This is a genomic window from Dialister succinatiphilus (assembly GCF_928721695.1).
In the GTDB taxonomy this organism is placed as follows: Bacteria; Bacillota; Negativicutes; order Veillonellales; family Dialisteraceae; genus Dialister; species Dialister succinatiphilus.
The window spans coordinates 1828135-1840289 of the sequence record NZ_OV788641.1 but is presented as its reverse complement, the minus strand read 5'-3'; the positions used below and the strand labels follow the sequence as shown (position 1 = coordinate 1840289).

At 52.0% G+C, this 12155-nt stretch carries 9 protein-coding genes; all 9 read right to left on the bottom strand.

Annotation, left to right across the window (positions count from 1 at the left end):
• Window positions 1-330: 330 nt before the first annotated feature.
• Window positions 331-3327, bottom strand: coding sequence for an AAA family ATPase (locus NW747_RS07660; RefSeq protein WP_273186525.1), 2997 nt, complete (start codon window positions 3325-3327; stop codon window positions 331-333).
• Complete coding sequence (locus NW747_RS07655; RefSeq protein WP_273186523.1) at window positions 3324-4592, bottom strand: metallophosphoesterase family protein; 1269 nt, start codon at window positions 4590-4592, stop codon at window positions 3324-3326. The genes NW747_RS07660 and NW747_RS07655 overlap by 4 nt, the downstream gene beginning before the upstream one ends.
• A gap of 495 nt (window positions 4593-5087) precedes the next feature.
• On the bottom strand, window positions 5088-5351 hold the full coding sequence (locus tag NW747_RS07650; RefSeq protein WP_008859231.1) for a DUF1292 domain-containing protein: 264 nt from the start codon (window positions 5349-5351) through the stop codon (window positions 5088-5090).
• Between the two features lie 4 nt (window positions 5352-5355).
• Window positions 5356-5784, bottom strand: a complete 429-nt coding sequence (gene ruvX / locus NW747_RS07645) for a Holliday junction resolvase RuvX (RefSeq protein WP_008859232.1) — start codon at window positions 5782-5784, stop codon at window positions 5356-5358.
• A 1-nt stretch (window position 5785) separates the two neighbouring features.
• The gene (locus NW747_RS07640; RefSeq protein ID WP_008859233.1) at window positions 5786-6052 is read right to left on the bottom strand and encodes an IreB family regulatory phosphoprotein; all 267 of its coding nucleotides are present in this window, start codon (window positions 6050-6052) and stop codon (window positions 5786-5788) included.
• Window positions 6053-6064: 12 nt separating this feature from the next.
• Window positions 6065-8674 (bottom strand): alanine--tRNA ligase, encoded by a 2610-nt coding sequence (gene alaS / locus NW747_RS07635; RefSeq protein WP_273186520.1) that lies wholly within the window; start codon window positions 8672-8674, stop codon window positions 6065-6067.
• 173 nt (window positions 8675-8847) lie between these two features.
• Window positions 8848-9621, bottom strand: a complete 774-nt coding sequence (locus NW747_RS07630) for a nitrilase-related carbon-nitrogen hydrolase (RefSeq protein WP_273186518.1) — start codon at window positions 9619-9621, stop codon at window positions 8848-8850.
• A gap of 81 nt (window positions 9622-9702) precedes the next feature.
• Complete coding sequence (locus tag NW747_RS07625; RefSeq protein ID WP_273186516.1) at window positions 9703-10446, bottom strand: C40 family peptidase; 744 nt, start codon at window positions 10444-10446, stop codon at window positions 9703-9705.
• Between the two features lie 229 nt (window positions 10447-10675).
• Entirely contained in the window at window positions 10676-12073 is a 1398-nt protein-coding gene (gene radA, locus NW747_RS07620) for a DNA repair protein RadA (RefSeq protein ID WP_273186513.1), read from the bottom strand.
• Between the last annotated feature and the right edge of the window lie 82 nt (window positions 12074-12155).

The window sequence follows — 12155 nt, the reverse complement described above, 5'->3', positions numbered from 1 at the left end:
GGTTCAAAAGGTTCAGAAGGTTCAAAAGGTTCAGAAGGTTCAAAAGGTTCAGAAGGTTCAAAAGGTTCAAAAGGTTCAGAGGGTGGTGGTATCGCCCTCTCGGGCGATGAGTATTATAATGCCGCCTTTCGGCGGTCACGTCCACATCGAGTATCATAATCATTCTGTGAGGGCCAACTTTGCCCGACTTGGAATTCTACGCAGAATTGCCGTCCAAAGAAGGAGCCTGACGTTACGTGCTTACCCTTGTGCCATCAGTGATGTATGACGGTGGCGCCTAAGAAGCCCCCTCTTGGGTCCGGGAATACAACCTTCTGACGTTTGATACCTCTACTGCCCTACCTGCTCGATCTGTCCGGCAGACAGATGGATGAACTCTCCTGTTCCCTTTTCATATCCTACTTCTTCTGCAATGTGCATGGTTCTTTCATGGCAGGTGAAGAGGAAAATCTGCTGTTTTTTGCCCAGGTCCATGAGGAAGCGGAGGGTTTCACGCTGCCGTTTTTCATCGAAGCGGACGAAGATATCGTCCAGAACGATGGGCAGCGGTTCAATGTGCTCTCCAAAGGAGAGAGCCATGGCCAGGCGGATGGCAAGATAAACCTGGTCTCCGGTGCCGGAGGACCAGATTTTTTCTGTCTTTACGCCGTGCATGCTGTCTTCGATATAAATGTCCTTTCCGTTGTCAGAAATATGAAGGGCGTATTTCCCCATGGTCATGTCTTTCAGGAATTCGTTGGCCATTTTCATGATTTCCGGCTGCCGGCCCGATTCGTAAATGGACTGGGCCCGGGTCAGAAGTTCTTCAGTATACATGAGGGTGAGCCATTCTTCCAGAGCCGACTGCAGTTCTGCTTCGATTTTTTCTTTTTTCTGCAGCGCTGCGGTCATAGAATCGTCTCCTGCCAGGCGGAAGATTTCGTTGTCAATGGCGCCCTGGCTTCTCTGGAGTTCGCCCAGTTCTTTTGTTTCTTCTTCTACTTTTCTGGAAAGTTCGTTATGTTTTTCCATCCACTGGTCGTACTGGCCTGTTTCCAGGGCATGCCAAAGGGTTTCGAATTCTTCTTCCCCGCCAGCATACATGCGGAGGTCCTGTTTTACTCTTTCCCATTCCTTGGCAATCTGGTCATGGTGTTCGTGGGCGTTCACTTTTTCTGCAAATTCTTCCGCGTTTCTGGCGTGGACCAGGTTCAGCAGTGTATCCATTTCACGCTGGCAGGAGGCCCAGCCTTCGTCCAGTTTGGCCATTTCCTTTTCGTAGGCGGCGTGCTGGTTGTTCTTTTCCTGCAGCGCTTCCCACTCCAGGCTTCGGCGGTGGTTTTCTTCGTAAATGTCGGCTATGCTGTCGGGATTGACGGCATAGGGAAGTTTCGTGGCAGCGATGATGGACTGGGCCCTTTCAGCAAAGGCGTCCAGTTTGGCATCGATCTGTTCCAGCCGGAGGTCCATGATTTTCCCTTTCCCTTCGGCAGAGTAAATTTTCTGCCACTGTTCCTGGAGAGCAGACAGGTTTTCCGCTCCCGTCCGGGGAAGGCTGTTTTCAGAAAGCCAGTTATTCCAGGCTTTTTCGGCCTTATCCCTTTTTTCTGTAAGGATGCTGCCTTCTTCTTCCCAGTTTTTATGCTGCTGTTCCTGTTTCCGAATGGTTTCCTTTTTCCAGGAAATGGCCTGTCTTTTGGCCTGATCCTTGTAGAAGCCGGATCGTTTTTCCTGCATGAGATTGTGGAAGGCCTTGAGTTCATCCACTGTTTTCGGCGCCTGGCCGGGGAATTTTTCGCTGATCTTTTGGCGGGATGCTTCCAGTTCGTCTTTCCGGGAAGCCAGTTTTTCCAGGGTATTTCCTTTTTTATGGACCACATGGCTGTGGAGAACGTAAGAAAGGATGGCCAGGACAGCAGCACCGGCAGAACCGTACATAGCAGCCACTCCGGCTCTGGCGGTGTAGAAGGCGGCAATGCCTGCGGCCGCTGCCAGAAGGAGCACAAGGCTCATCCACAGCCAGGGCGTATATTTCTTATCTTCTCTGCCGCTGATATCATCTATTTCGGACTGTATGTCCGCTTCCTCGTGGAGCACCTGCTCCAGTTCAGCGGCCATGGATTCGATTTTCTGCCAGTCCGACTCCGATTCTTCCTGTTTTGGAAGGACCAGGTCGCCCGAGAGTTTTTCCACTTCCGGTTCCCGCTGCTCCCAGAAATGGAGTTCATTGTTCCGGACGCCCAGGCTACCGGCAAGGCGGCGTCCTTCTTCCCAGTCCACGCTGGCGCAGGGTTTGTCCAAACTTAAAGGGCGGTCCCAGAGGGGAAGGGAATAGCCCAGATTGACGAAATCCATGCGCCAGTCTGCTTTTTCCTTTTCCATGTTTTCCGCATCTGAAAGGGTCTGCCGCCACTGGCCCAGGTCCACATACAGCTTTTCCAGTTCGTTTTCCACGCCCATCCAGGGGATGATTTCCTCTTTCTTTACGGGCTTGTAGGCGTCCAGTTTTTCCTGGAGCGATTCCTTCTGGTCATGGATGACCTTCATGCGGTTCATGAGCTGGTTCCACTGTTCCTTACCGTTGGACGGGAACATGGTGACCTGGGAAGACAGGTCCAGCTGGTGTTTCACGTTTACTGCCTGCTGGTAGTATTTCCATGCGCCCAGCCTTTTTTCCAGGCGGTCGTTTTCTTCGTTGTCCCTGTCCAGCTGCTGCTTGAGGGCAGAAGCCTGCTTTTTCATTTCCTCCTGCCTGCGCTGGAGGTCGGAAAATTCCTTTTCCTGATTGGACAGGCCGTCCAGTTCTTTTTCCGCTTCTTCCAAATCGGCGGCCAGCTGGTTGATTTTCCGCTTTCCCTGGGGGCTTCCTGAAAAGAGCTTGGCCTTTTCTTCTTCCAGTTCCGCCTTGGCCGCTGCCAGCTTGTCGCCGCCCTGGAGCATAAAGAAACGGCTTCTCACACGATCATTGGCCAGGAAATTGGCTCCCTGCAGGTCTTCCAGGCCTACGGCGAAAATTTTTTCATAAATGGACCGGTTAAGACCATGCCACCAGGCGGCAGGCAGGTCTTCCGTAAATTTCACATGGTTTGCGTTTTCAAACCACTGCTCTTTTTCATTACGGTATACCCGATAAGTCTGGCCGTCGGAGCGGATGAATCCCATATTTCCTTTCCGTCCCTGCCATTTGCCCCGGCCATAGCCGAAGAGCATGTCCCGGATGAAACGGAGCATGGTGGTCTTACCGCTTTCGTTCTCCCCCATCACAATGTTAAGAGAGGTTTGGGAAGGCTGCCAGGAGGCATCATGGTAAATGCCGTACTGCTGGAGCTGGAGATCGGTAATCTTCATTTTTCCTCCTCTTTCGTCAGCATTTCCGCTCCCAAAAATTCTGCTTTCCGGAAGGACCGGAGCAGACTTTCGTCGGGAAGGGAATGGAGCAGTTTTTTATATTTCACAAATTCCGGCTGGCTTTCCGCCATGGTACGGAGCTCTTCCTTTTTCTTATCCACCGGAAGGTCATTCAAAGCATCGTAGGCTTTGAGAAAATTGCCGGTCACATCAGGCAGTTCCCTTCGCTCCTTCAGATCGATAGACGTGCGGGTCCGATCTTCCAGGCGCACGAACCAGGCGAAGAGATATCGGAACTGTTCCTTGTCGTTCAAAGACTGAAGAATGAAATCCCTGCCGTCCTCGCTGGAGAGTACGGCATGAAGAGGGCCGCTGCCGGTGCACACCAGACGGATGATATTAGGCCTTCCTGTCAGTTCCTTCAAACCGCTCCGCCTTTTCGTCACCGCGGAAATCAGCTCTTCTGTCTGGGAATAGGCAGAAATATCCATAGTCATATCCATCCAGCGGATGGTGTCGGTTTCAATAAACTTCAAAGTCACCGTACCATAGGCCCCTACATCCACCAGATAGCAGCCCCTGGGTCCGATTTCCCGAAGGGACAGACCCTGGGTATTTCCGGGATACACAATGTAAGGAGAGGTGGAAACGGTCTTTCTTGTATGTACATGGCCCAGAGCCCAGTAATCCATGCCTACTGCCTTCAGGTCATCCGCCGTGCAGGGCGCATAGGGTGAATCAGCGCCGCCCATGTCGGTATGCAGCATGCCGATGGCAAAGCCGTCATCCTTTTCCCGATGAAACTCTTTGGCCAGATTTTCCTTCACATGCCGGGTTTTATAGGAAATCCCATAAATAGTGGCTGCCTTCTCCCCATCCTTCATCAGGGGAATGGAAGTCACCTGATCAGCCGGAAAAATATGGACTGTTTCCGGCAGCGGAATGTCCGCGCGCCAGGCTTCGCCGGGATCATGGTTCCCGTGGACCATAAAAATTTCAATGCCTCCCTGGGCTGCCCGGTACAGTTCCCGGGCAAAGGCCATCTGGGCGGACAAGCTGTGGTGATCCCCGTTGTACACGTCGCCGGATATGAGAATGGCGTCCACACGGTTCTCCAGCGCTGCATCCACCACTTTTTCAAAGGCTTTAAACGTAGCCTTTCCTATCTGTTCATTCCAGGGACCGCTGCTTCCCATGCGGATATCGCGGAACGGTTCTCCCAGATGAAGATCAGCACAATGGATAAAAGAAAAATGTTTACCCATAAGTCCTCCTTGTATATGTCTCTGGAGTTTCCAGACTCTAGTTTAAAAGGTAAGGTTCTTAAGATGGACCGGCCCTTTGGTCCCGAAAGTTCAAAGGATTCAGAGGGTGGTGGCGGCTCCGCCGCCAGTTTTATCGGGGCGCTCTCCTCTCCTCCGTTTTGCCTGCCCCCTTTCGGGGTAAACGCAGCAAGACGGAAGGGGCGGTCACATGCATCAATGAATGGTGAGGCTTGGCTTGAGGCTCATATTGTGCCCGCTCTGCGGCCACCCTTACTAGTACATCAGCACAGGAACGAGCACGGGAACGATAGAACCCGGGCGCCAAAAGCGCTCCCCCTTTCGCATGCGAAAATACTGACAACCGCCGCAGTGAAGCAGCCCGCCCTTCACGCCTGACAGGGCGTGTCATCAAGAGCGCTTTCTTCCTATTCTATCACATATATAAGCACAAAAGAACTGCGGCAGGGTAAGCCGCAGTTCTCTTTGCCTGATCTCTTACATGGCGTCGTAAATGTCCGCCACCGCATCATATTCCTCGTCCGTAGGCGGCAGGTATACTGCTTCGCCATTTTCGTCCCTGTCGATTCTGGCCAGGATGATGTCCGGCTCTTCTTCGGAGTCTTCCTTTTCAGGAATGGACACAAGCACGGCGAATTCTTTCCCCGCAAAGGGAATCACCGTGTCCTGCACGTAGTCCCTTTCATCGCCGTCGGGACCGGTGATGGTAATAATGATGGGGTCTTCTTTTTTGTCGGTCATAGGTTTATCCTCTGTTTTTCAATGAAAGATGCTGCAGATATCCTTCCAGGATGGCCACAGCTGCCATTTTATCTATGACTTTCTTTCGTTTCTTCCGGCTCACGTCGGCAGCGATGAGCTGTTTCTGGGCCATCACGGTGGTAAGCCTTTCGTCCCAGAAGTGATAGGGAATGTCCGGAAAGGCCTTAGCCAGTTCTTCGGCGAAAGCTTCGGTCCTTTCCACCCGGATTCCCCGGGTGCCATCCATATTCAGGGGCAGACCGATGACGAATTCTTCCACCTGGTACTGGTCAGTAAGCTGCCGGAGCCTTTTGAAATCCGCTTCCCTGGTGGTATGGCGGATGGTTTCCAGGCCCTGAGCTGTCCAGCCGAAGAGGTCACTCACTGCCACGCCAATGGTGACGGAGCCTACGTCAAGACTCATGATCCTCATATCAGAGGCCCTTGTGCTTTACGTAAAAACGGACCAGTTCTTCCACCAGTTCATCTCTTTCGATGCCGGAAATAAGCCTTCTGGCGTCATGGCGGCTGGTAATATATGTCGGCTCCCCTGAAACAAGATATCCTACAAGCTGTACCGTAGGATTATGCCCTGCTTCTTTCAAAGCCGCATAAACTTCCTGCAGAACCATGGCTGCCTGCCGATTTTCTCCTTCATCAGCATTGGTATTAAACAAAATCGTTTCATCAGAGACTGACATATATATCCCTCCTTAACCAAGCATGTCAGCAATAGCCGCAACGCCTGCGCTGACTGCTTCTTCCAGCTTCGATGTATCACGGCCGCCGGCCTGCGCTACTGCCGGTTTGCCGCCACCGCCGCCGCCGCATACTTTGGCTGCTTTGGAAACTACTTTGCCCATATGGACGCCGGCTTTCACCGCTTCCGGAGAAGCCATGCCCACCAGATTCACCTTGTCGCCGGATACGGTGCCAAGAATGAAGGCGCCGCCGGTCAGTTTGGCTTTTACCACATCTGCGGCTTTTCTGAGGTCGTCCATATTATCCGCATGCACCACAGCACCGAAGAAGGGAACACCCTTCTTTTCCTGGATGTTCTGCATGATGGAACCAAGTTCATCCTTTGTCTGCTGCTTCTTCATGGCTTCCAGCTGTTTTTCCAAGTCCTTCACTTCGGAAAGGAGTTTTTCAATCTTTTCCGGAATGTTTTCCACCTTTCCCTTCAGAAGGGCTGCGGAGTTTTCAAGAAGCGCCCGGTCAGCCTTCATCATTTCATAGGCCTTTTTGCCTGTGACTGCTTCGATGCGGCGCAGACCGGAACCGATGCCGCCTTCGCTGATAATGCGGAAAGAACCCAGTTCGCCGGAATTTCCTACATGGCTGCCGCCGCAGAGTTCCTTACTGAAATCTCCTACGGAAACAACGCGGACTATGGAGCCGTATTTTTCACCGAACAGTGCCATGGCTCCCGATTTCTTGGCTTCTTCCAGAGGCATTTCTGTGATATTTACCGGAAGGGCATGAAGGATTTCACGGTTTACCGCTTCTTCTACAGCGGAAAGCTGTTTGGAAGAAAGAGGTTCAGGCCAGGTGAAATCGAAACGGAGCCTGTCAGGGAGCACCAGGGATCCAGCCTGGTTGACCTGTCCGCCCAGCACTTCACGGAGCGCTGCCTGCAGCATATGGGTGCCTGTGTGGTTTCTGGCCAGATCTTCTCTTCTGTCCCGATCCACCACTGCTTTCACCGTATCTCCCTCGGAAATGGTGCCTTCACGGACAGTGCCGATAACGTACATAATGCCGTCAGGAAGTTTCTTTGTATCTTCTACGTCAATTACGCCTTCAGCGCCGGTAATGGTGCCGGTGTCGCCGACCTGACCGCCGCCTTCTGCATGGAATGGATTATTCTGAAGGATTACAGTCACTTCGGTGCCGTCTGCAGCTTCTTTGATTTCTTTGCCTTCTTTACCGAGAAGGAGAAGTTTTGTTTCTCCATCCCTGTCTTCGGTAGTCAGGCTTGCTGCATCCAGTTTGGTAGTGTCCGGAGTAGCCACCTTGGCGGAAACCTTGGCTCTGGCAGCTCTGGCTCTTTCCTTCTGTTCTGCCATGGATGCTTCAAAGCCTTCCTTATCAATGGTGAGGCCCTGTTCCTTGGCAATTTCATCGGTCAGTTCCCAGGGGAAGCCGTAGGTATCATACAGCTTGAACACCTTATCCCCGGAAAGGACAGTGCCCTGCTTCTTCTTTGTATCTTCCAGCATTTCGGAAAGAAGATCCGTGCCTGCATTGAGGGTGGAATGGAAGCGGTCTTCCTCTACGCCAGCCACTTTCTTAATAAAGGCCTGCTTGTCCACCAGTTCCGGATAGGCCGGTTTCATCATGTTGATGACTACGTCGATCATCTGGCCGATGAAAGCGTCCTGAATACCCAGAAGCTTTCCGAAACGGACAGCCCGGCGCAGGATTCTGCGGAGCACATAGCCCCTGCCTTCATTGGAAGGAAGGATGCCGTCGGCAATCATATTGGTAATGGCTCTGGCATGGTCGGAAATTACCTTCAGAGCCACATCTCCCTGGGCGCTCTGGCCATAGGGCACGCCGGACAAAGCAGCGGCTTCTTCGATAATTGGGAAGAAAAGATCTGTTTCAAAATTATTCTTTTTCTTCTGAAGCACGGCAGCCAGACGTTCAAGGCCGGCGCCGGTATCAATATTCTTCTTAGCCAGAGGCAGGTAGGAGCCGTCTTTCTGGCGGTCATACTGGGAGAAAACCAGGTTCCAGATTTCCAGGAAGCGATCGCCGTCGCCACCCATCTGGTTTTCCGGGTCCGTGCCGAATTCTTCGCCCTGGTCGTAGAAAATTTCAGAGTCCGGGCCGCAGGGACCTTCCCCGATTTCCCAGAAGTTATCGGACAGCGGATAAATATGGTTTTCCGGCAGGCCGACCATCTTGTGCCAGTAATCATGGGCCTCATGGTCATCGGGATAAATGGTGACATACAGGCGGGACTGGTCCAGTTTCAAAACTTCTGTCAGGAATTCCCAGGCCCAGCTGATGGCTTCTTTCTTGAAATAGTCGCCAAAGGAGAAGTTCCCCAGCATTTCAAAGAAAGTATGGTGGCGGGCTGTATGGCCTACGTTTTCAATATCGCCGGTGCGGATGCACTTCTGGCTGGTGGTGACACGATGACGCGGCGGTTCCACCTTGCCTGTAAAGTAAGGCTTCAGCGGCGCCATGCCTGCACCGATTAAAAGAAGACTGGGGTCATCTTTCGGGATCAGAGAGAAGCTCTTCAATCTCAGATGGCCTTTTTGATTTTCAAAAAATGAAAGATATGATTCACGAATATCATTGCCCTTCATGATAAACCCCCTTAATGTAGTTGTGTTCTTCATTATATATGACTGGCACAGTCCATGCAAATAGATATTTGTTTATGATTTAGATTTATGTGAGGCTTTTATCGGTATTTCCGAAGGTTGACGCGCCCTTCTGCAGCCTCTGAATCTTTCAGGTTCAGGGGCGCTCCGTCCCCTCACTGCCCGATTTCCTTTTCCAACCGGATTACAGCCAGCTGCTTTCCCAGGTTTTTATATTTCACCTCATCATAGTTTGCATAATAAATATGCTCTTCCAGATTCCCTTCCACTTCCAGGTTTCCCACAGGATCAATGAATCGGGAATGGCCGCCCAGCTGCACGCCGTGATAGGTGCCTACCATGTTGACGGCGCAGATGCACATGCCGTTCTCAATGGCCCTGGCCCTGGTAAGTACGTCCCACTGGGATAGATGGACCCGGGGCCAGGAGGCGGGAGCCAGCACCAGGGTAGTACCGGCCTTGGCCATTTTTCTCCACATTTTGGGAAAATAAAATTCATAACATACGGCCATGCCCGTCCGGACACCGCCAATGGCCGTATCCATCAGATGAGTGCCCGGCGCCATGAGCTGGGCTTCCAGGTAACCATAAAAAAGGTGCCTTTTACTGTAATGAGCCTGGATTCTTCCGTCAGGGCCAAAAAGGAGTCCCGTATTTTTCACAATCCCCTCTTTTTCAATGGGCAGGGTGCCCGCTTCCAGCGTCACATGGTGATAGGCGGCAAAAGAGGAAAGGCGGTCCAGCAGACCATCATTGACCCTGGTTACCCGATTCTTAAAATCATGGAAATTGTACCCGATGGTCCAGAGCTCCGGCATCACCAGTACATCCGCTGATGATGCCGCCTCCTCCAAAAGGTCAAAGCCGTGGCGGATATTTCTCTCCTTATCTCCCTCTGCCACATCCATCTGCAGCATTGCAATTCTCATTCCATCACCTCAGTATGTACAAAGGGCTGTAGGAAATATGAATCATATTTCTTTACAGCCCTCATTGGTTTCATTTTTCTATCAAAGCACCCTGTTGGCGCCTACATACCGGTCATGCCAGTAACCGTTCTTCATGGTGGCTACAGCCACGCCCCGGCTGCTGGTGGCACTGATGAAATAGCCATCCCCCAGGTAAAGCCCCGAATGGGAAACACCTTCTTCATAGGTATTGAAGAAAACCAAATCCCCCGGTTCCAGTGCATTCACTGAAATCTTTCTGCCCGACAGGTACTGCTCGTCAGCACCTCGGGGAAGGATAATGCCCTTCCTGTTGAAGACATACTGGATAAAGCCGGAGCAGTCAAAGCCGCTGGGCGTGGTTCCTCCAAACTGGTAAGGTACACCTACATACTTCTGCGCTTCATCGGTAATGGCGCGGACCGTATCACTCACCGGTCCTGCCTTATGCCATTCCACCCGGGAATCGTCGATGCCTACATAAGGGATAGACGCATTTCCCCTGCCGGATGGCTTGTCTGCCTTTGCCCTGTACATGGTCTTACCCATGAGTGCTTTATAAGTCACGGGACCTACAATGCCATCAGCGGAAAGATGCTTCCGCCGCTGGAACTTCTTCACTGCATTGCAGGTAGCCACATTGAAATTCCCATCAGCCTTGACCTTAAAGCCATATACATTGAGCCTTTTCTGCAGGTTCCGCACCTCCGGCCCCTGGGAGCCGATCATATAATCTGCATGTGAAATTCCTGCTGTCCCCAAAGCAAGCACGCCTGTCAACAGCAGAACGCACAGTCTTCTCTTCATGCCTGCACTTCCCTCGTTTCTACCAAATTCAATCCTTGAAGTCCGGTGCCACCAGTCTTCTCTTCTGTCAATTTCTTCCCAATTTCATAACTGTCCAATGCAGCATACTAATTTCCTTTATATTTTATCACATTCGGGAAGGGATTTCCTCTATGAAATGAAAGAGGGCAGGCAGAAAGGGCATGACGGGCAGAACCCGAGCACACTTCATATCCCCTCAAAAAGCGTGTCACCGTATATACTCCAACGCTTCCGACAGATGCCTGATGAAGACCATGGAGTTCAACATACCGGTGAGGCCATGACTTTTGCAGAAATCTGTCACTTCCTCCCTGTTTCCTTCTGGCAGGAGGAACCGGTCGAATTTCATTTTTACCGCTTCCTTCAAACGGGGACCGATTTTAGAAACCGGCATCACTTCACCGGTGAGGCCGATTTCCCCTAAAGCCATGAGTCCTCCCGGCAGGGGAATGTCCTTTTTCACCGATACCAGAGCCAGGGCAATGCCCAGGTCTGCCGCTGTTTCCCTGACCCGAAAGCCGCCTGCCACGTTAAGGTACACATCATCAGAGGAAAAGGGAATACGGACCCTTTTTTCCAGTACCGCCAGAAGAATGATCATGCGGTTATAGTCGTATCCGGCAGCAATTCTTCTGGGAATGGCAAGCACCGAGTGCACCGTGAGCGCCTGCATTTCCACCAGCACCGGCCGAAGGCCTTCCATGCATGCCACCACCATGGAGCCCGGCGCTGATTCGCTGCGGTTTCTAAGCATGTATTTTGATGGGTCCTCAATGCCTTTGAGTCCGTTTCCTTCCATCACAAAGAGGCCTGACTCCCCTGTGGAGCCAAATCGGTTCTTCACTGTGCGGAGCACTCGAAACTGGTAGCTCCTGTCCCCTTCCAGATAAAACACCACGTCCACCATGTGCTCCAGAATGCGGGGGCCCGCCAGATTTCCTTCCTTCGTCACATGGCCCACAATCATGACGGAAATATTGGTTCTTTTCGCAAAACGGACCAGCGCCGAGGTGCAGTCCCGAATCTGGGCAGGACTTCCCATGGGGGAATCCACGCCTGAAATATACATGGTCTGAATGGAATCGATAACCAGCATGGAAGGCTTCAGGTTCTCCGCTTCCTGCAAAATGCCGTCAATGCTGCTGCCGGCATAGATATAGCAGTTTTCGTCATTCACATGAAGCCTTTCCGCCCGAAGCTTCACCTGGATTTCCGACTCCTCGCCGCTGCAGTAAAGCACGCTCTCCCCCTGGGAAGCCATGGCATGGCAGATCTGGAGAATGAGGGTGGATTTACCGATGCCCGGCTCGCCGCCCCAAAGAATGACGGATCCTTTCACAATGCCGCCACCCAGAGGACGGTCCACTTCATTCATATGTAGAAGAATGCGTTTGTCTCCGTTGAAATGAATGGCTGAAAGCTTCTGTGGTTTGGCATTGCTCTGCAGATTGGCAGAAAGAGAAGGCCCCAAGCTCTTAGGCGCCATCGTTTCTACCCGCTCCTCCAGCGTATTCCACTCCCCGCACTGGGGACAACGCCCCATCCACTTCAAAGTTTCCGCTCCGCAGTTGGAGCATATGTATTTCGTATGTACCTTGCTGCTCATAAAGTTCTCCTTCGTGATGGGAAGAAACAGATTCTTCCATGGAATGTGGGCCCCCGGGATCCCTCGCAGTCCCCGGTTTCAG

Bases quoted from the DNA above. Each gene is read 5' to 3' on its own strand.
- NW747_RS07660 (WP_273186525.1), bottom strand. From the start codon at position 3,327: ATGAAGATTACCGATCTCCAGCTCCAGCAGTACGGCATTTACCATGAT.
- NW747_RS07655 (WP_273186523.1), bottom strand. From the start codon at position 4,592: ATGGGTAAACATTTTTCTTTTATCCATTGTGCTGATCTTCATCTGGGA.
- NW747_RS07650 (WP_008859231.1), bottom strand. From the start codon at position 5,351: ATGACCGACAAAAAAGAAGACCCCATCATTATTACCATCACCGGTCCC.
- ruvX (WP_008859232.1), bottom strand. From the start codon at position 5,784: ATGAGGATCATGAGTCTTGACGTAGGCTCCGTCACCATTGGCGTGGCA.
- NW747_RS07640 (WP_008859233.1), bottom strand. From the start codon at position 6,052: ATGTCAGTCTCTGATGAAACGATTTTGTTTAATACCAATGCTGATGAA.
- alaS (WP_273186520.1), bottom strand. From the start codon at position 8,674: ATGAAGGGCAATGATATTCGTGAATCATATCTTTCATTTTTTGAAAAT.
- NW747_RS07630 (WP_273186518.1), bottom strand. From the start codon at position 9,621: ATGAGAATTGCAATGCTGCAGATGGATGTGGCAGAGGGAGATAAGGAG.
- NW747_RS07625 (WP_273186516.1), bottom strand. From the start codon at position 10,446: ATGAAGAGAAGACTGTGCGTTCTGCTGTTGACAGGCGTGCTTGCTTTG.
- radA (WP_273186513.1), bottom strand. From the start codon at position 12,073: ATGAGCAGCAAGGTACATACGAAATACATATGCTCCAACTGCGGAGCG.